This is a genomic window from Petrocella sp., from assembly GCF_059865615.1.
The window spans coordinates 15,060-35,751 of record NZ_JCBCDA010000059.1 but is presented as its reverse complement, the minus strand read 5'-3'; the positions used below and the strand labels follow the sequence as shown (position 1 = coordinate 35,751).

19 protein-coding genes and 1 riboswitch are annotated in these 20,692 nt (G+C 36.8%); of the genes, 1 reads left to right on the top strand and 18 read right to left on the bottom strand.

The genetic code is table 11. The features are described 5' to 3' along the window. Positions 1-10 precede the first annotated feature (10 nt). The 13 genes from AC6F8J_RS07125 to AC6F8J_RS07065 all read right to left on the bottom strand — a co-directional run bounded on the left by AC6F8J_RS07125 (position 11) and on the right by AC6F8J_RS07065 (position 13,314). Positions 11-508 carry a chemotaxis protein CheW gene (locus tag AC6F8J_RS07125; RefSeq protein ID WP_500722044.1) on the bottom strand — a complete coding sequence of 166 codons (498 nt, stop codon included), beginning with the start codon at positions 506-508 and terminating at the stop codon, positions 11-13. An 18-nt stretch (positions 509-526) separates the two neighbouring features. Next, positions 527-2,626 (bottom strand): chemotaxis protein CheW, encoded by a 2,100-nt coding sequence (locus AC6F8J_RS07120; RefSeq protein WP_500722043.1) that lies wholly within the window; start codon positions 2,624-2,626, stop codon positions 527-529. Positions 2,627-2,643: 17 nt separating this feature from the next. Further along, positions 2,644-3,000 (bottom strand): response regulator, encoded by a 357-nt coding sequence (locus AC6F8J_RS07115; RefSeq protein ID WP_500722042.1) that lies wholly within the window; start codon positions 2,998-3,000, stop codon positions 2,644-2,646. Positions 3,001-3,016: 16 nt separating this feature from the next. Then, complete coding sequence (locus AC6F8J_RS07110) at positions 3,017-5,281, bottom strand: HD domain-containing phosphohydrolase (RefSeq protein ID WP_500722041.1); 2,265 nt, start codon at positions 5,279-5,281, stop codon at positions 3,017-3,019. 146 nt (positions 5,282-5,427) lie between these two features. Next, a complete protein-coding gene (locus tag AC6F8J_RS07105) occupies positions 5,428-6,390 on the bottom strand; it encodes a hypothetical protein (RefSeq protein ID WP_500722040.1) in 963 nt (320 codons plus the stop codon). 12 nt (positions 6,391-6,402) lie between these two features. After that, positions 6,403-7,905: a diguanylate cyclase domain-containing protein gene (locus AC6F8J_RS07100; protein ID WP_500722039.1), complete on the bottom strand. Its 1,503-nt coding sequence runs from the start codon at positions 7,903-7,905 to the stop codon at positions 6,403-6,405. 3 nt (positions 7,906-7,908) lie between these two features. Beyond that, the gene (locus AC6F8J_RS07095; protein ID WP_500722038.1) at positions 7,909-8,940 is read right to left on the bottom strand and encodes a uroporphyrinogen decarboxylase family protein; all 1,032 of its coding nucleotides are present in this window, start codon (positions 8,938-8,940) and stop codon (positions 7,909-7,911) included. Beyond that, complete coding sequence (locus tag AC6F8J_RS07090; protein WP_500722037.1) at positions 8,937-9,569, bottom strand: cobalamin-dependent protein; 633 nt, start codon at positions 9,567-9,569, stop codon at positions 8,937-8,939. Before AC6F8J_RS07090 ends, AC6F8J_RS07095 begins: the two co-directional genes overlap by 4 nt. A gap of 204 nt (positions 9,570-9,773) precedes the next feature. After that, a complete protein-coding gene (locus AC6F8J_RS07085; RefSeq protein ID WP_500722036.1) occupies positions 9,774-10,034 on the bottom strand; it encodes a hemerythrin domain-containing protein in 261 nt (86 codons plus the stop codon). Between the two features lie 167 nt (positions 10,035-10,201). After that, positions 10,202-10,543 carry a Na-translocating system protein MpsC family protein gene (locus AC6F8J_RS07080; protein WP_500722035.1) on the bottom strand — a complete coding sequence of 114 codons (342 nt, stop codon included), beginning with the start codon at positions 10,541-10,543 and terminating at the stop codon, positions 10,202-10,204. 138 nt (positions 10,544-10,681) lie between these two features. After that, positions 10,682-11,275 carry a TetR family transcriptional regulator gene (locus tag AC6F8J_RS07075; RefSeq protein ID WP_500722034.1) on the bottom strand — a complete coding sequence of 198 codons (594 nt, stop codon included), beginning with the start codon at positions 11,273-11,275 and terminating at the stop codon, positions 10,682-10,684. A gap of 451 nt (positions 11,276-11,726) precedes the next feature. Beyond that, entirely contained in the window at positions 11,727-11,903 is a 177-nt protein-coding gene (locus tag AC6F8J_RS07070; RefSeq protein ID WP_500722033.1) for a hypothetical protein, read from the bottom strand. A gap of 235 nt (positions 11,904-12,138) precedes the next feature. Continuing rightward, positions 12,139-13,314, bottom strand: a complete 1,176-nt coding sequence (locus AC6F8J_RS07065) for an aminotransferase class I/II-fold pyridoxal phosphate-dependent enzyme (protein WP_500722032.1) — start codon at positions 13,312-13,314, stop codon at positions 12,139-12,141. 804 nt (positions 13,315-14,118) lie between these two features. Between AC6F8J_RS07065 and AC6F8J_RS07060 the strand changes: the two genes are divergently transcribed. Beyond that, positions 14,119-14,865, top strand: a complete 747-nt coding sequence (locus AC6F8J_RS07060) for a hypothetical protein (protein ID WP_500722031.1) — start codon at positions 14,119-14,121, stop codon at positions 14,863-14,865. A 415-nt stretch (positions 14,866-15,280) separates the two neighbouring features. On the opposite strand, the gene thiT is transcribed toward AC6F8J_RS07060, so the two are convergent. The 5 genes from thiT to purF form a co-directional block, all read right to left on the bottom strand. Beyond that, the gene (thiT, locus tag AC6F8J_RS07055; RefSeq protein ID WP_275843520.1) at positions 15,281-15,955 is read right to left on the bottom strand and encodes an energy-coupled thiamine transporter ThiT; all 675 of its coding nucleotides are present in this window, start codon (positions 15,953-15,955) and stop codon (positions 15,281-15,283) included. A gap of 56 nt (positions 15,956-16,011) precedes the next feature. Further along, positions 16,012-16,111, bottom strand: a riboswitch (TPP riboswitch). 227 nt (positions 16,112-16,338) lie between these two features. After that, positions 16,339-17,598, bottom strand: coding sequence for a phosphoribosylamine--glycine ligase (gene purD, locus AC6F8J_RS07050; protein ID WP_500722030.1), 1,260 nt, complete (start codon positions 17,596-17,598; stop codon positions 16,339-16,341). A gap of 38 nt (positions 17,599-17,636) precedes the next feature. After that, on the bottom strand, positions 17,637-18,269 hold the full coding sequence (purN, locus tag AC6F8J_RS07045) for a phosphoribosylglycinamide formyltransferase (RefSeq protein WP_500722029.1): 633 nt from the start codon (positions 18,267-18,269) through the stop codon (positions 17,637-17,639). After that, on the bottom strand, positions 18,263-19,282 hold the full coding sequence (purM, locus tag AC6F8J_RS07040; RefSeq protein ID WP_500722048.1) for a phosphoribosylformylglycinamidine cyclo-ligase: 1,020 nt from the start codon (positions 19,280-19,282) through the stop codon (positions 18,263-18,265). The genes purN and purM overlap by 7 nt, the downstream gene beginning before the upstream one ends. Then, entirely contained in the window at positions 19,279-20,682 is a 1,404-nt protein-coding gene (gene purF, locus AC6F8J_RS07035; RefSeq protein ID WP_500722028.1) for an amidophosphoribosyltransferase, read from the bottom strand. The genes purM and purF overlap by 4 nt, the downstream gene beginning before the upstream one ends. Positions 20,683-20,692 lie beyond the last annotated feature (10 nt).

The following is a 20,692-nucleotide window of genomic DNA, read 5'->3' as shown; positions in this document are numbered from 1 at the left end:
TTTTCCTCCTCTAGTTGTTTGTATGATTTAATTCATTTAATTCGTTTTCATCGAGTAACTTTTCACAGTCTAATATTAAGGTTATTTTTTCTTCGCTTTTGCCCACACTTTTGATATATTTTCTGCCGCCGGTGTTGAGATTGGGTGGCGGTACGATGTTGTCATCGCTTATGTTTAGGACTTCTGCTACCTCATCTACGATGATGCCTATGGAGAGTTGACCTACATCAATGACGACGATACAGGTTCGGTCGTTATAGTCTTTTGGCGCTTTACTAAACTTAAGTCTGGCGTCCATGACCGGTATGATCTTGCCTCTTAGGTTGATGATGCCTTTAATAAAATGGGGTAATTCCGGTACCACGGTGATGGGTTGTATGCCGATGATTTCCGTTACATACATGATGTCGATGCCATAACATTCTTCCCCTAAGTAAAAGGTTAAGAACTTGCCTTTCTGCGTGTCTTCTTCTTGTTCATCCATAAAGTTGTTCATGTCTTCATTCATTTTTTCACCTTCATCCTTTTATTTTTCATGTACATTGGACAGTTCAAATTCGCCAACATCCAAGATTAAACTGATGCTGCCATCCCCCAGTAGGGTACATCCTCCTAAGCCTTTTATTTGTTTGTATTTTTTTATATAATTGGGTAGGGATTTGACCACGACTTGTTGTTGGCCAAGGAGCTCATCGGCCAACAGACAACAGCTTCGGTCATCTTCTTCTACCATAATCAAAATACCCTTTTCATAGTTTTTTACTTCTGTTTCTAATCCATAATGTTTATAGAGCTTTATGATGGGATAACATAGGCCCCGTACCATAATCATTTCTCGTCCTTCTGGGTCTCTTATGATTTCTTTATTCTGGGGTCTGAAGGATTCTTTGACGGATACAATGGGTATGGTGAATCTGGCATCCCCTACTTTGACGTTCATGCCTTCTATGATGGCTAGGGTTAAGGGTATTTTTAGAATAATGGTGGTGCCTTTTCCAAGTGTACTGTCTACAATAACTGAGCCGCCTATGCTTTCGATGTTTTTGGCGACCACATCCATACCCACACCTCTTCCTGAAAATTCCGTGACTTGCTCTTTCATGGAAAAGCCAGGATGAAGGATTAAGCGGTAGATGTCTTTGTCCTTCATGTCTTCTATGGCTTGATAGATAAGCCCTAGATTATAGGCTTTTTCATGGATTTTTTCTTTGTCTAAGCCCTTTCCGTCATCTTTGATGATGATGAGGACGTCACTACCTGAGTTTTTGGCTTCGAGGGTTAGGCTGCCTTGTGGGTCTTTTCCGGCAAGTCTTCTTTCTTCTGCGTCTTCTATACCATGGTCGATGGCATTTCTTATGATATGCATCAAGGGGTCTGCTATTTTTTCTATAATGTTTTTGTCGACTTCTGTTTCTTCACCGTATACATCCAGTACCACATTTTTTCCTAGCTTTCTTGTCATATCTCTGACGATTCGGTGCATTTTCATAAAGGTTGTGGATAAGGCCACCATCCGTATGGCCATGACCATGTCCTGTAATTCACTGGATATTTTATGCAGTTGTCTTGAGGCTTTCTCAAAGCTTTCTATTTCTAGTCGCACCACTTCCGGATTCTGGGATACCATGGCTTCTGCTATGACCAGCTCGCCCACCATGTCCATAAGTTTATCCAACTTATCGACGTTGACACTGATGATGCTTTGGGCGGATGTTGCTTTGATTTCTTGCTTATTTGCTTCCTTTTCTTTTTTTATGTTTTGACTCTCAACATATTTTTTGGAGGTTTCCGGTATCTTAATATCTTCTGATAGCTCTTGGTCTTGATAGATAACTTCGAATTCTTTATACCATGCTTGGTCTGTTTCTTCAAACTCCAAGCTTTCTAAAAAAATGGTGTTTTCTAGGTATCTTCTTATGTCTTCTTCACTTGACGTTGACCGAATGGCCATCAAAAAGCCATTGGCGCGTATTTCATCCACCGTTTGATCATTGTCTATGATGTCATTTGGTTTGTAGAGGACTTCTTCTGCCAAATCCACGATGTTGTGTATGATGGTATAAGCTCTGATGTTTTCCATCTCACTGTCACCTTTGAAATGGATTTTGGCTTTATAGTATTTGGCTTGGTCTTCTTTTTTGTTGGGACTGATGTAATATTTTTGATCTGCTTTGGTCTTTGTTCCAGCTTCTTTTTTACTTTTTTCAAGCCCATTGTCTTCTTTTAGCTTGATGAGATAGGCATTGACTTTTTCGGTTAGGCTTGTAGTGTCGCCATCTGGTGTTTCTCCATTTCGAATCTTGATCATTTCGATCTTGTAGTAATCCACACTCTCAAGTATACAGTCCACTAAGGTTGGAAAATCATATTCTATGGGCTGATTTTCTCGTATGACAAAAAACACATCTTCTATCTTATGGGCTAGCGTGCTGATTTCATTAAACATCATCATCGCCGATGAGCCCTTTATGGTATGCATGAACCGAAATATCTCATTAATGGTGTCTACAGAAAAACTGCCTGTTTTCTCACTTTGTATCATCAGTTGCTCAAGGGTCTCTATGATCTGTGACGTCTCATAGACATAAGCTTCCAACATCGGTTCATCAATATATGAATTTTCCAATTAACATTACCCCCTATTTATGATTTCATGCTTTCCAACACTTCAATAAGCTTGTCTTCTTTAAATGGCTTGACAAGAAAAGAATTGGCACCAGACATGACTGCTTCTCTAATAAGTGTTTCCTGACCCATCGCTGAGACCATGATGACTTTTACTGTAGAACTTAATTTTTTTATTTCTTTTAAAGCTTCTATACCTGAAAGATTTGGCATGGTAATGTCCATAGTAATCACATCCGGTCTGTACTTTTTGTACTTTTCAATAGCATCTTGACCGTCAACGGCCTCATACACTAGTTCATAATTCATTTTCTCAACCATTCTTTTTATTGTCACCCTCATAAATGACGCATCATCCACTATCATTAGTCTCATTTTAAGCTCCCTTCTACTAAAATGCTTTGATAAATACTTCCGCAATATTGGGATCAAACTGACTGCCCGCACATCTTTTTATTTCGTCAAGGGCCTCCTCCCTGCTTTTTGTTTTCTGATAGCTACGTTCCGCTGTCATGGCTTCAAAAGCATCAGCTATAGCAATAATTCTAGAGCCAAGAGGTATGTCTTCTCCGCATAAGCCTTCGGGGTAGCCTTTTCCATCCCAGGTTTCATGATGATGCAATACCATTTTGGATAATCCCATGTACTCATCCACGGATTTTAAGATTTGGTAGCCCGTTTCCGAATGTTTTTTGATCACCCCATACTCTTCTTCTGTCAATCTACCTGGTTTATTGAGAATTTCCATTGGTACCATGATTTTACCTATGTCATGAAGCATACCGGCCACCTTAATGGCATATGCTTCCTTTTCTTCCACGCCTAGGGCTTGGCAGATCACTTCACAATATTGGGACACCCGTTCAGTATGAATTTGCTCTTTATCGTATTTATTGTTTATACTCCGTAATACCATTTCAATGGTTTCATTACGCATTGTCTTTCCATATTTCAGTTTATCTTTATACATCAGATTATCCGCATTTTTAATGATTGTATCCATCGTTTGATTCATATCCGTTTTTACAGCATAGCCAATAGCCACTGAGACCACTATTGAGTCGAGTCTTTCTTTATGGGTTGCCTCTTTTATTCTAACTTTAATCCTTTCTGCTTGCTTGGCATTGGTGTTTGGCAACAGGATTGCGAATTCGTCACAACCCATTCTGCCGATAATTTCATCTGATCTACAAACTTCTTTTAGAATGTTACTAACACGCTTAAGAAGTTGATCTCCCATAGCATGACCAAAAGCATCGTTGGTTAATTTGAGGCCATTAATATCAATAACCATATAAGTGAAGGGTAAACTGCTTTCATAATCCAATTGCTTAATAGCTTTTTCTAAGTAACGTCTGTTGTAGATACCGGTCAAATAATCATGGTAACTTAGATGTTGGATTTGTTTTTGTTTTTGGTCTTTATCCGTACAATCTCTAAAGACAATTACGACGCCCGTTATATTGCCTTTTCTGTCTTTAATCGGTGCTACACTGTCTTCAATAATGTACTCTTTTTTATCTTTTGATATCAACATGGTATGATTTTCCAGTTCAATACTTTCACCCGTTAATAATACTTTTTGAACCGGATTCTGACATACTTCTTTTGTTCGCTCATGAATGATATAAAAAACCTCTTCTGTTGATTTACCAATGGCCTCTTCTTGGGTATAGCCCGTTAAAATCTCCGCTATGGGATTCATGACCGTAATCTTTCCCTGATTGTCACATGCTATAATTCCGTCCCCTACAGAAAGTAACGTTGTTTTAAAATGCTCCTTTTCAACGTAGACCTGCTCTTCTATTTGTTTATTCTTTGTCACATCTCTTAAATAGCCATACCATAAGATTGAGCCATCTGATAACTTCTCAGGCCTAGCTGATCCTAACACATGGCGTTCACCTTGCAAAGGAAGAATGACACGGTATTGGTCTTCCCAGTCTGTCATCGTATTTGCTGATTGTTGGATCGAGGCTTTCACTTGGTCAAGGTCATCCGGATGTATGCGTTCAAATACAATAGACGCATCTTCTTTTACTTGTTCCGGTGTCACTTCATAAATCTGATGGATGCCAGAACTTGTGAACGGAAAACAGGAAGTGCCATCTGGTCTCAGCAAATACTGATATACTGCACCCGGTACCTGCTGGGATAAATTATGCAAAAGTTGATCTCTTAAAAAGAGTTTGTATTCTATTTCTTTTTGCTCGGTTACATCTCTCGAACTAAATAGTATTTCTTTTGGTTGGTTCATCTCATCTCTTAAGAATTTTCCCATTGTTTCAAGCCAAAGGTAACGACCATCTGCTTTTTGGATTCTATATGTAACCCTTGTACCATCTATTTGATGAATGAGGTAAGCTTTAAAAGCTTCTAAAACTCTGGGTAAATCCTCAGGATGTATCTTTTCAAAAACCGTTTGCTCCAAAAGTGTTTTCTTACTATAACCTAAAATCTCATGAGACTTACCTGCCCATTTGTAACGCCCTTGCAAATCTGTTATTGAGACCAAGTCAAACATGTTTGTTGTAATCTCATCTAATAAGGCTTTTTCATATCTTAGTATTTTTATTTCTTTTTGGTAGTCTTCATATTCTTTATATTCTTTGATGCTTTTATCTAATGTTTTTTTTGTAGTCTTTTGATCCGCCATATACATCCTCCATTCGCACCTAGGTTGTACTTGTTACAATGGAATAAATAAAAATCTATGTGATATTATGGTTAAGGCGTCAAAACTATATGGTATGTGAATTTAGTAAAAATTAGTTTTGACCCTTTAACCATATTATTATCCTATCAAAAAATCATTTCACATATATCTTCACCATTATGATTTTCTAACATACCAATGGCTTTAAAATATTTTATATACAATTGATCTTTATCCACCCGTTGCTTTGTCGTATCCTTATCTGCTTTCATCTGCATGATTTTATGAACAAGCACTTCCTTAAGCTTGAAATGTATGTCATTGTGTTGATCCATCAGCTTAATAAATTTTTTGACATCTTGTAATTCGATACAAGGTAAAAAGATAAGAAATTGATTGTCAGAATAACGGCAGGCATAGTCTTTCGGTCCCAATAAACCAATTACATGTTCGTAAAAAGAAGCTAAGTGTTCATTTTTCCACAAGAACCCAAAATTCTCTTGAATCCATACTGTATCCTTTAGTTCTGTTAAGATAAAAAAGGCTTGACCATCTGTTTGACAGTTGGTACGGATACAGTTCATAACGTTTTCATGGAATCTGTCTTTTTCCACAGCGTTGTCTTCATCGTTTAACATAAGGAATCGATCTGACTCTACTTTGTATTTCATAACGTCTGTTAAATCAATAAGAGCCACCCAAACATAAGCTATTCCTTTATAGTCAAAAGGTACCATAGAAATATCAAACCACTTTATAATGCGTTCCTTTTTCATAGCAAAAACTTGCTTCATTTGAATATTATTCACCACTTGCTTTTCTTTCAAAACTTTTTCTAAAGTATTTAAAAATTTACACTTTTTACAAACTAATTCATTGCCACATTTTTTATTTTGGTCTTTTAGATTTTCGCATTTAAAGATATTTCCATAATACTCATGGGACAAATTCATGTCACCTTCAAACAATGACCTTAATCGATTGTTTATGTAGACCACTTCTTGCTTCTCATTAAAAATCATTGTATTTAGAGGTGTATTTTTTATGATTTGGTTTAACATTATTACCGATACTTCGCCAATGTCTTCAAAAAAATCAATATTCTTCATTCATTACCTCCTTTAAACATGCTTACATTTTTTATCTAGGTACATGTTTTGATCTGCTTTTTTTATCAATGATTCTATACTTTCATTCTGATGATCTTGATGAACATAACCAATAGATATACCGATTTTCAAATGTGCTTCTTGGGTGCTTTGATTATAAAGCTCAATCTCTTTACAGATTCTCTTATGAATGTGTTTTAGATTATCCTTAACTGGTGCTGATTCTGTCACGATGGCCACAAACTCATCACCACCTATTCTTGCAAGCACATCTTCTTCTCTAAAACATTTCTTTAATAGTTTTGCAGCATTTAGGATAATTTTGTCACCCTCTAAATGCCCGTAATGATCATTTACATACTTTAATTTATCAATATCAAACATAAAGACTCCAAGTTGGACTTCTTGAGATTGATCACTCAAAATGCTATTAATATACGTCCTATTGTATAGCCCTGTTAAACCATCATGATAACTTAAGTACTGTAGTTCTTTCTCTGACTTCAATATTTTTTCATATTGCTGGTTGTTGGATAATATCAAACCACATATTTTGCCAATTTCTATTGCAAAATTTAAGTACTTATCTATATATTGAGGAAATATGAATTCTCCAACATCCAGTATGCCATATGGTTTTTTGTCCCAACTTATTTTTATACAGAATCTATTTTCTTCTTTGAAAAGAATGAATTCTTTATTTTCATCTTCAAGAAAATCTATCATGTCTTCCGATATGTTTTTATTCTCTGTATCATTGTTCCAATACTTGAATTGCTTCGCTCCAAACATATGCAAAAATACTTCTTTTACTTTTTCAATTGTATCTCTTTTATTGGAGTGCACTGCAATTTTACCCATGAGATCAAAGATGGCTGAGTACTCCGCACATTGTGCTTGAGCCTCCAAAAGTGGTTCTTTATATTTTTCACTTTTTTTATGTAAGCGCCATTCAGAAACAATACTTTTTAACATATATTCTATAGATTCTAATTCAAAAGGGATAATGACATAAGGTATTTCTAAATAGGTCGATAAGTCTTTTAGATAAACCTCGGTATTAGGGTCAATACCAGCATCAAAAAAAACCAATTCCTTACAAAACTCTTGATAGAATCGTCTTGCTGTAGCTTGATCAAATCCTGCATTGCTTATGTGTGCCCTCCAATTCCTTAGCCAACCTAATCCGATGATATAGCCACCATTTTTTAATATATACTCAATGAATCCCTCATGTGCTAGGTGGTTAAAGCAATAATTGGTCCTTCTGATTTCAAAAGATGATTTTTCTTTAATGAATCTTACAGCCTCGCAAAATTGACTACAAATAACCAGTCCATCCTCGCCACGGTCATTGCTTTGTTGAAAAAGTGCTTCTGTTTCTACTTTTTTTGCTTTATTTTCACACATACATGGATAAGCCATCATGGCCACATCATCCATTTTTTCTTTTTCTACAATTCTATTAAACTCCGGAAAAAAGTTTTCACAAATAAATATATTAAGCTTATTCATACTTTACACCTGCTTTATCGGGTAAGTTCCATACTGTTTTATGGCTTTGCCGATTTCAAATAAAACATCCTCAGAAACTTGCCATGGTATTTCACCATGATTATCCGATAAAATCAAGCCGCCCCCCTTTCCCGCATTAAAAATAATTTCTTTGACTTCATTATGAATTTTCTCTGGTTTCCAGTGTACCATTTCTACTGCATTCAAGTTTCCAAGTAAGCAAATTCTGTCTTGAGCAGCTTTTTTAATATTTGCCAGATCATCTTTTGCACTGAATCCAATAACCGCCGTTTTTGATTCAATGATTTCGTCTAGAATAGGGCATGCGCGTCCAGAAGCCAAATGTGTTGCCGTTGGTCCACTGATTCTACTTATGGTTCGTTTGTCTATTTCGTAACCTCTTGATAAATATGTGTTTTTTTCGATTATTGAAGGCGAAGCCAGGGGATTAAAATAGCAAATAGCCGTAGCACCTGCTTCTAATTGTGCGTTCGCCCATGAAACACAAAATGATTCGTTAATCTTCATAAGCTGTTCGAAATCTTTTTTATGAAAATATAACAGTTCTAAATATTTTTCAAATCCCATTTGCATGACCGGTAAAGAAAAAGGTGACATAACCACGCCGATTATCGGGACTTCATCACCGACTTCTTTCTTCAACATTTTTGTTGCATCTATTACCCTTTTAAGGCATGGTGTCTTTTTTACATCTGGTATTTGAATTTTGGATATTTGATCCATCGATTTGATAAAAGGTATCCCGGAATTTGGTGCGCCTTCATCCACAAAAATCACCTCACCACCAAAAGCCTCAACTTCGATTGCTGCATAGAAGAAGGTATAGATACAGTCATGCTTATATTTTTCTCTCATCTTCAATTGTGCTTCAAAAACATATTCCGGTTTTGAGAAATAAGTCTTAATGCTTAATTGTAGCTCTTTGGCGCCATAATAAGACAAGAGCAAAAAGAAGGGTACCCGGTCCGGTTCTTTATGGGTGATTGCCATCATCGTTCGTTCAAAGGAATTCATGCGCCTTCTCCCTTCATTAATTTCTCAAGTATCTTCGTAATATTGGATGCATTTTTGCCATCTGCATCTGCACCCACTTCTTTCCACAAATCACTGTCCATTCTAAATGGAGCACCTCCGACAATGATTTTTACATTGTATTTTTTTTCATTTATTTTATTTTTTAGTTCACGTACCTTAAGAGCTGAGGAAAGCATAAGTGTTGAAATAAGTAGAATCTCTATTTGGTTTTCTATTGTTTTCTCAACCAGTTCATCCACACTCAAACCTTGACCAAAGTCCATGATTTCAAAGCCTCCAACACGTAATATCGAATAGACAATACGTTTTCCAAGTGCATGATGATCGAGGAGAACACCAATCGCTATTTTGGGTTGTTTGGTTTGTTCAACACCTTTAGACGCTGGTAGATATTTATCCATCAACTCTTCACATATAACCCCACTCATATAGATTTGAGAGAGAGATATTTCACCATGATTCCATCCATCACCAATTTTTTCTAAAGTATACATGACCAGATTTTCTAACTCATTAAAGTTACTTTCATCGGATAAGTAGATTTCCTCAAAAATATCTTTTGCTTTTGTTCTATTGATTTGTAACAATGCATTTTCAAATGCCTTCATTTTCACTTCCATTAATATAAAATCCTTTATCTTGTCTACCAGTGTTTTTTTGTTGCCGATTATTTGATTTAATAACCTTATTTTCAACATAAAATCATTAAAGCTCAAACAAACACAAAAACCGACCCCCAGAACATAAGTTCTCAAGACCGGTTTTACATTAAAGCCAAATTGGTTCTTTCTCTTTTTTGTCTAACCAACATTCTATTCACTTTTCATTGCTTCTATAATATAATCACTATACTTAAAATCCGTATCCATGATATGTTTAAATACCCATGATGATACAAATCTGGTTAATTCTGTTATTGTTTTTTCTTGTTCCATATTCATTTCATTATAATTCAAATTGTTTAAAAAATCAATGAATTTATTATGTTCTTGTACGTGTATATCCATACCTGGAAATTGATAAAATTTCATTAGCTTTTCTTCTTGTTCAAAGTGATACTTGGTATAGGACACGAGTGCATCCACCTAATCCATAATTTCAAAAAATGAGTCTTGACCATTATAAGTATTTAGTAGTTGATTTATTGAATTACCAATCTCAAATAACCGTTTATGCTGTTCATCAATTAAGGGGATTTTAACTGAAAATTCATCTTTCCATACAAACATATTTATACATCTTATTCTGTGATTTTCATTTTATATATAAAGAAATCGTTGATGAAATCTGAGTCAAGCTCATAGAATTCAAATTTATAAGATAAATTTAATATGGATAGAAAGGCTTTTTCCGAATTTTTAGAATCACGTTCATAAAAATCTGTAAACACATCAATGGCTTCTTGACCAAAATTCCTGATTAAATACTTTTCGAAATCGGATACAACACCATTCATAACAATATGAATTTCATCTGATAAATACTTAACATAAATATTTTTTGGGCCTTTACCGTTTGCATTTTTCAGGATTGTTGTAAAGGCCTTTAAAATAGCCGTTTTCTCATAAACAGTAAAATTCAAGTCATCACCTGCTCTGTACCCATTCTGTCAATTTTTTACTTTTAATTTAAGAAATTATAGATTTCTATTTATGGTTAAAGGGTCAACACTAAGTTTCACTAAATGCATATACCATATATTTTTGACGCCTTAACCATATTATTTATGTATATTAAATGTTTTCTCAATACCATTCCAATATGTATTCCAAACATTATCTATAAAAGATGCCATTTTTGAATTTCCTGAGTATAAAAGCATGCCATCTAAAGTACCATGGATCATTACCATATAAGTCTGTATAATCGGTAAAATACTTTCTTCATAGCTATCCTCACAAACCAGCAGGTCTTTTATTAACTTTTTAAGTTCTATCGAGATTTTTTTTTCATGTTTATTAATAACTTCTTGGGTTTTGATGAAAAGTTTTTTTGACTCAATAAGAAGTATCCATCTCCAGAACCTAAGCTTATTCAAGTCCTTATAATATTCAATGATAGAATAATATATTCTCTTCATTTTCAAATGGGCCTTTAAATCCTCTATTGCTTCTAGCTCTTTTTCTATCATATTGAAATACTGCTGTACTTGTATAACAATCATTTCATAAAATAAATCATCTTTATTATCAAAATAATTATATAACGTTTGTTTCTTGATACCTGAAGCTTTTGCAATTTCAGAAAGTGATGCATTGTAACCTTTTTTTGAGAATTCTTCATACGCTGACTCTAGAATCAATTTTTTTCTCACTAATAACCTCCGCCTACTGACGCCTGGTCGTAAGTATATTGTACTATACCATATTGAATTTGTCTAGGACTATAGTAATCTTTTTAGTTTCTGCTGATTAAGTTGACTTCCGAACCAACCAGCCATTAATTTTATAAATCGCCAGTAATTCAACAACTGGCTAGAAATTCCAAAAAATATTCGTGACTAAATTTTGAATAAATTCGTCACAAATACTGACAATCCTATAGTTGTCATGGTTATTTCTTCAAGTTTTGTTTTTATTAGGTCCATACCATAACACCGTTTGCTTAAGCTCAAGCTTAAGCTGAAGCTTCTTTCAACTTCGATTCGAGCCCATCCCACCGTTTTCATCATCACTATTGTCATCTTTTGACGTTGCGGCTTCTAGCATATATTCATTGGCTTCCATAAACATTTGAGTACTGATTTATTTTCTAAAATCCACCAACTAACTGGCTTCAAAAGGAACGCCATCTTGATAACCAGAAAGTCCTATGAAATGAATGATTAAAGCACCTAATGCCATACGAAGTGGCTTGGCAACATTGCCGGTATCGCTTGAAAATAGCTCGGCATATTTTTCTTCAAATTCTTCTAGTGTATTGGGTCTACCAAGGTAATCCATCTATTCTTAGGTTTCATCTTAAGCCTAAGGGGCTGATTAAACTCAAGGAAAGTAGGTTGAGAATCATCGGATAGAGTATACATCTTTTTTAGGCTCCTACAGAATTATTTGGCATAAAGTGCAAGGATAATGGTTGAATTCAGGAAATACCCTTGCACTTATTATACAAAAATTCGCTTCAAATGCAGTAAAATCAGGATTTTAAAGTTACTCAGCAGACACTAAGTATCAAAGCTTATTTAAGCGCTTTTAGGATATCACTTTCTTCAACAGCTTTGATGGCTTGCCTAAGCACATCTTCATTTTGAACTAGGGCCAACCTGACATACCCTTCACCTGAAGGTCCAAAGGCACTTCCTGGTGTTACTATGAGACCTGTTTTCTTAACAAGGTCCATTGCAAATTCTGACGAAGTTCTGTAATGTGACGGAATGCTTGCCCACACGAACATGGTTGCCTCCGGTTTATCCATCATCCAACCTATCTTTGTAAAACCTTCACACACGACATCACGCCGACTCTGATAGATTAACCTAGTAACTTCTACACATTGCTGCTCTCCTGTTATGGCTGCAATCGCAGCTCTTTGAACCGGTAAAAACATGCCATAGTCTATGTTTGATTTAAGTCGTTTCATTCTCGATACAACCGAGGCATTGCCTAGGCAAAACCCAATGCGTGCGCCTGCCATTCCATAGGTCTTTGAAAGAGAATTGAATTCAATCCCAACTTCTATGGCACCTTCATAGGCTAAAAAACTACCTGCCTTTTTATCGTCAAAGACCAGTTCGCTATAAGCATTATCGTGTACGATGATTAAATCATTCTGACGGGCAAACGCAATCAGGTCCTTATAAAACCAATCCGGTGCCATGGCTGTTGTCGGGTTGTTGGGATAAGATACCAGAATCATTTTAGCCCTTTTAACAACTTCTTCGGGAATAGAATTAAGCTGTATGATGTAGTTGTGTTCCTTCTTTTGAGGCATGTAATAGACTTCTGCTCCGGCCAAAATCGGACCATCTGCAAAGACCGGATAACAAGGGTCCGGTACCAGTACAACATCACCTTCATCCACAACACATAAAGATATATGGGCCAAACCCTCTTGGGAACCTAGTAAAGAACATATCTCCGTCTTAGGATCTAGTTCAACATCGTACCTTTTTTTATACCACTTTGCGACAGCTTCCAGTAAGTTTTCTTTGTCATTAATTGCATAAATATATTGGGTCTCATCATCAATACCTTGTCTTAGAGCCTCCCTAATATGTTCTGCAGGTGGGATATTGGGTGTCCCCACACTCAAGTCAACGACAAATTCTCCTGCCTCTATCCTCTGTTTTTTAACTTCAAGCAACTGGGTAAATATGCTTTCTCCAAATCGCTCCATTCTTTTTGCAAATCTCATATTCAAGCTCCTCAACTCAATTTAATAGACTATTTCTTTCAAGGCAATAATGACATTGGCACAATTGGTAACTTCAAGCTTCATATAAATTTGGCTCACATGGTTTTTGACTGTACCAAGTTATAAGTTTGTAATACATTCTTTTATGGCGTCTATCAGAACCTTTTGATGTATTGGTAGAATAGTAATGCCTTCATCAATAATAATGCTAATTATCAATCCGGTCGATTTTCTAACCGTTTCCGCAAGATGAAATAGCTGTTGTTCAAAATCCTCTATGATTTCATCTCTAATGGCCTTAGTAGAACTTCTAATTTCTCTGATTGAATTTTTAGGTCACCAAATGCTTTTTCTAATTTTAGATTGGTTATCATTTGCTTTTTTAATGTATAAAAAGCCGCTACAAAAAGTACTTACACCAATACATTAACATATATGGTTATGAATGCATCAACATAATTTATATACTGTATGTGAAATCAGTGTTTGTACAAAGGGTAAAGTGATATGAAAAATAGGGTGCATCATATTTTTCCGTCACCACTCTAAGGGATAATACTTCATATGTCATCACCAGACATAAAGCCTCCTTTTTTATAATGGATTTAGAATTATTTTGCTTTCCGGTCTTTTAGATTATATCATTTTTTACCTAATATTTATAGTCTTGTTCATTATTGCTAGATGTTCTTTTCCTAATATTTCATTTATATTATACATCTAATGATAAGATTGACATTTGCCGATTATATATTTAGCATATAGTAGCAGCTTTATATTTTTTAACTATCTTGGAGGCGAATTATGACAGAGGATAATAAACATTCGAGCGGCAAATTAAAACTATTTTTAACTGTGGCTATGATTATTGTATTGATCTTAGCTATTGCTTATGTCTTCGATCAAGGTGAAATACCTGCAAATCCGTCTGAAAAAATATTAACAAAGTCTTTGGATTCCGAAAGCATGGAGAACAGTGCTTCTTATGGTAACACTGATGGCTTGACTGAGAACATGACTGAATCTTCCGAAGCTTTAGAGCCTACAGAACCTAACGAGCCTAATGAAAGTACGATGCCCATCATTAATGATCCACTTGAAAATGAGTTTCGTCTCATTACACATAAGAATACTTCTCTAGGTATTATGAGCTGGGATGATCAAATCAGTATTCCTGATATCCTAGGTAACCATCAAACTGAGATTGTAGAGACCATAGGTCAAGGTGGAGATACTTTCGAAGGTTCTAAGCTAAAAACTATAGAATATGAAGGATTAAGGGTTATACTCTTATCACCCAAAGAGAATGGAAAAACATATTATGTTATGAGAATGGACATAAGCAATAACCTATATGAAACCTACCGTGGCATCAAAGTCGGTGATTCATTTCAAAGACTTGAAAATACTTATCATGAAATTGAGCAGGTCGAAACCGGTGATACACTTCAAGATACTTATCGATATACGGATCATAGTTATCGATATATTGAGTTTATAATTGTTGATCATGTTGTTGCTTTTATAGAGATTGGTATGGAATTGCAATAAATGTCTCGTGATCTGAGATTCCATGAAAACCCTTCCACAGTGTGTAATTAGGGTCTCTAATTGGTGCATCCATGCACTTCATGGTCGGTGTTGGCTTACTAGAGTATTACCTATTAGTCGTAGTTTTTCATTTGGTACTTACTATTAATATCAAAACTAATACTCACTTTTTATACTAATGAAATTTAAAAGAATAAATGAAAAGTGATTATTTAAACAGAGTATGAAGTTCCAGGATAAAGAACAGAGGCCTTGCAGCTAATCCACGGATGGGCTTTCATAAGACAACTTGAGTCTCAAGCAAAAAAGTAGTAACCTTAGATTTCCATCCATGGTTACTACTTCGTTAAGAAACTAGGGACTACCAATCATAGGTTGTCCTTTTTTGTTAATTTGTCGTTATTTTGCTAATATCCTAAGATATGGCTGACTTTTTAATCTGATTAAAGGCTTGCAGGACACTCGGAACTAATAGTACAATCGCTGTCACAAAACCTTCTACACCGGTATAAGAAAAGTTATACCAAAATGAATATAAAATGGTGTTCCAACCTTCTGGTGTGTACTCGGCAAAGAAGATAATACCTGATAAAAAGTGAAAAAAGAACCTACCCATAACACCTATGGCTAATCCTTTGACCAAACCATGCTTTGAGCCTGCAAAGATACCGGATAACCCTAATGCGCCAAAGGCCAGAGGATAATCCAATACGAGCTGAACCGGGTGCATGACCCAACCACCAAAGACCAATTGTAGAAGTCCATAAACAATACCAGCCAATACTCCTTGTCTAACACCATAGAAATAACCGATGACAACAATGAAGAACATACTAAATAAAGTTATAGACCCACCTTGGGGCAAGGCAAAAAGCTTAATCTGTGATAACACCATAGCCAGTGCAATGGCTACCCCTGAATAAGCCAAGGGCTTAATCTTATGCTCTGAATCACCTTCCTTGTTAACCAAAATAAGTGCCAGCAGTAATAACAATACAGCCAGTACAATGATGATGAGCTTACCCATATCCGATTCAATAATGAGTTGAAGATCACCTGTTGCCCATGCTTCTTTGAATCTTTCGAACATAAAAAAACCTCCTAACGAAATTATCGTAGGCGGTATTAACTGAATGCTATGATGATACTACTCAAGCACTGCTTTCCTACGCCAGCATGATCTGGTTCAGGTATGAGGGTCAGTTAATACTATCTCAGCCGTGTGACGGCTCCCCTAGCGATTTGCTCTATTAGCATACTGCTTTTCTGTTTATCTGTCAAGATGATTTGAGTATTAATAAAAAACTTTACTATAGAATAATGATTTTCTATGAAATTCATTTAGAGTCAAATAAAAAACGACTTCTAGCTGAGAAGATTGAAAACAGAGATAAATTCGAATGGGCGAATGGCATATTCTCATTCCTTTACACCCCATCCCATCGATTCTAAAAATAAAACTGAAAATTCTTCTTACTTAATACCGATATCACTTCGATATTGCTTATTCTCAAATTCAATCTCTGAAACGGCTTTATAAGCCGTTTTTCTTGCCTCTTCTATAGAATTGCCAAAGGCTGTTACGCCAAGGACACGACCGCCATTTGTAAGGACTCGGTCATCCTCTTTTTTTGTGCCGGCATGAAAGACGACAACATCGTCTTTCTTTTTTTGTTCTTCTAAACCGGTAATGGTGTAACCCTTTTCATAGGCTATAGGGTAGCCTCCAGACGCCATAACAACACATACAGTAGCTCTATTGTCCCACTTTAGCTCAATCTCATCTAACCGGCCATCAATGGCCGCTTGGAAAACATCAAATAAATCTGTTTTCAGCTTAGGTAATACAACTTGTGCTTCCGGATCTCCAAATCTTGCGTTGTATTCCAATACCTTAATACCCTGTGGTGTCAGCATCAAACCAAAGAATATAATACCCATAAAAGGCCTTCCTTCTGCCTTCATAGCTCTTAAACTGGGCTCAAATATGGTTTTTACCGCTATTTCATGCATTTCCTTTGTGTAATACTGACTAGGAGAAAATGTACCCATACCACCTGTGTTTGGTCCTTGATCCTTGTCAAAAGCACGCTTGTGATCTTGGGCACTCACCATCGGTAGAACATGTTCCCCATCACAAAATGATAACACAGAAACCTCCGGTCCGGTCATGAACTCTTCTACCACCATAACTTTTCCGGCATCACCAAACTTTTGGGCCACCATAATCTCATCCACACCAGCTAAAGCTTCTTCTTGGGTCTCACATATCAAAACACCTTTACCAAGGGCCAATCCATCTGCTTTTAGAACTGTCGGATATGTACACGTTTTCAGATAGGCTTTTGCCTCATTTGGGTCATCAAAAACTTCATAACCGGCTGTTGGAATATTGTGTTTTTTCATTAGGTCTTTGGCAAAAACTTTACTACCTTCAAGAATTGCAGCATTTTTTCTCGGACCAAAAATACGTAAACCTTTGGATTCAAAGCGATCCACAACGCCAAGCATCAATGGGTCATCCATTCCTACAACGGTCAAGTCGATGGCTTCTTTAAGTGCAAAGTCAAGTAGCCCTTCAACATCCGTCGCTGATAAATTCACACAGTCTGCCATTTCCATGATGCCTGCATTGCCTGGGGCACAATAGATTTTAGTCACTTTTTTACTCTGTGCAAGTTTCCATATAATGGCATGTTCACGGCCGCCACCACCGATAACAAGTACTTTCATCTTTACTCCAATCCTTCATACAATATTAGATACCTTTTCTAAACACTTTTCTTTTGAAACACTTTACCATGAATCACTTCCAACTGGCCCCTAGCGATTTGGTTAATGACTTCCGGTAACAACTGCCATTCCGCTTCTTCCATAATTCGCTTTTGTAGTGTTTCCGGTGTATCAGTTTCTAAGACTTGAACTGTTTTTTGAGCAACAATGGGACCGGTATCTGTACCCTCATCCACAAAATGGATGGTGGCACCTGATACTTTAACACCTCGTTCAAGAGCCGCTTCATGGACTTTAAGACCATAGAAGCCATCTCCTGAAAAAGCCGGTAAGAGAGATGGGTGTACATTGATGATTCTGTTCCTATAAGCGTTAATAAACCGACTGCCAAGTACGACTAAATAACCTGCCAGTACCACCAAATCCACTTCTAATGCTTGAAAATAATCAATTAATGCTTGGTCGAATGCTTCTCGCGTTTCATATGTTATTGGGCTTATCCAACAGGTTGATAGACCATGCTTCTTAGCTCTTTCTAGAGCATAGGCCTTCTTCCTATTACTTACGACGGTTACAATTTTTACATTTTTTATTTCTTGATTCTCGATACGATCAATAATGGCTTGTAGATTAGTTCCGCCACCTGATACTAATATACCGACTTTTAGCATAATTCCACTCCTGATTGACCTTTTTTTACTTCGCCAATTACATAAGCTTTTTCTCCTATGGCCTCAAGGACTTTAATCGCCTGATCCACCTCACTTGGAGCCAAAGCCACAATCATGCCAATCCCCATATTAAAGGTGTTGTACATGGCTTCCTGTTTGATATCTCCAAGGGCTTGCATGACATTAAAGATTGGATGCACCGGCCATGTACCCAATTGAATCTTTGCATAACAATCCTTGGGTAACATTCTTGGTATGTTTTCAATGAATCCACCACCGGTTATATGGCTGATGGCTTTTATTTTAACCGCTTCTTTTAAGGCTTTAATCATCTTGACATATATTTTTGTCGGTACAAGAAGGGCTTCACCTAAACTGGTATCAAGACCGGCCACTTCAAGAGCCAGTTTATCCCTTGTTGGGTTAAAAAGTTTCCTTACTAAGGAATACCCATTGCTATGTATCCCAGAGGACGGTAAGCCAAGTAATATGTCACCTTCTTTTATATCCTTACCATCAATCACATCTTTTTTATCCACGATACCAACAGAAAATCCGGCCAGATCGTATTCATTTTCAGGGTAAAATCCCGGCATTTCCGCTGTCTCTCCGCCTATTAAAGCTGCACCTGATTGTCGACAACCCTCAGCAATCCCGCCCACGATGGTCGCTATTTTTTCAGGTATATTTTTGCCACAGGCAATATAATCTAAGAAAAATAAGGGTTCTGCTCCGGCGCATATTATATCATTAACGCACATGGCGACAGCGTCAATACCAATGGTGTCATGTCGCTCTAATTCAAAAGCGATCTTCAACTTTGTTCCGACACCATCCGTACCGGAAACTAATATTGGCTCTTCCATCTTATGCTTGGCTAAGGAAAAAAGTCCGCCAAATCCACCTAAATCCGTTACCACTTCTTCACGCATGGTGGTTTTGACATGTTCTTTCATTAATTCAACTGCCTTGTAGCCTGCTTCCACATCTACCCCGGCCGACTTATAATCTATTGACATCTTTTTGCCTCCTCATCTACAACCTCTACTGGATAATCGCCAGTAAAACAACCGGTACAGAATTCACATCCGGCACCCTCAAATGTTGATAATAAACCTTTTCTACTGATATAGCCTACACTGTCTGCACAAATAAGGTCTCTGATTTCATCCAAACTGTGGGTGCTGGCAATCAAATTTTCTCTTTCCGGTGTATCAATGCCAAAATAACAAGAATATTTTACCGGCGGAGAACTGACTCTTACATGAACCTCTTTTGCACCAGCTTCTCGCAGTAAATTCACAATTCTTCTGCTGGTTGTACCCCTAACAATGGAGTCATCAATCATAATGACCCTTTTACCTTCAATCTGACTTCTTATGGGATTTAGTTTCAAATGTACGGCCAATTCCCTAAGCCCTTGACTTGGAGCAATAAAAGTTCTTCCCACATAGCGATTTTTCATAAAACCATCTACAAGAGGTATCCCGGATGCTGCCGCAAAACCATGAGCTGCACCTAGTCCGGAGTCCGGTACCCCAACAACGACATCCGCTTCAACAGGGTACTCCTCAAAGAGGACTTTCCCCGCTCTAAATCGTGCTTCATAGACCTCCAATGACTCAATCACCGAATCCGGTCTTGCAAAATAGATATATTCAAAACTACACATAGCTGATTGCTTTTTCTTATTGGTTTGAATGGACTCCAGTCCCTTTTCTTTACTGATGACAATAATCTCTCCTGGGTCCACATCTCTTACTAAGTCAACACCTAATGCGTCAAAAGCACAGGATTCAGAAGAGAATACAAAAGAGTCTTCTTTTTTCCCCAACACCAAAGGACGCATACCAAAAGGATCTCTTGCTGCAATAAGTTTATGAGGGGTCATAATGACAAGAGCATAAGCACCTTTGATGATTGACATGACTTCAACCAGTGCTTCTTCTATTGAGTTGTATTTAATTCTTGCTCTGGATAGCAAGGCCGCTATGACTTCCGAGTCTGTTGTTGTTTGAAATATTGTGCCTTTCGCTTCCAGTCCCTTACGTAAAGTATCTGCATTCGTCAAGTTGCCGTTATGTGCTAAAGCCATATGACCTTTGGTGTATTTGATGACGAGGGGTTGGGCATTTTCCACTAAACTTGATCCAGTGGTAGAGTACCTGACATGGCCAATACCTGAATGACCATTTAGATAATCCAATACATAGTCATCAAATATGTCCGCTACCATACCCATTTCTTTTCTATATACAATGGTGCCATTGTTATTAATGGCTATTCCTGCACTTTCTTGTCCTCTATGCTGTAAAGCAAATAAGCCATAATACACCATTCTTGAAGTATCAAACTCATTGTTATTGTACACCCCAAACACACCACATTCTTCTTTTAATTTATCCTGCCACATAATTTCCTCC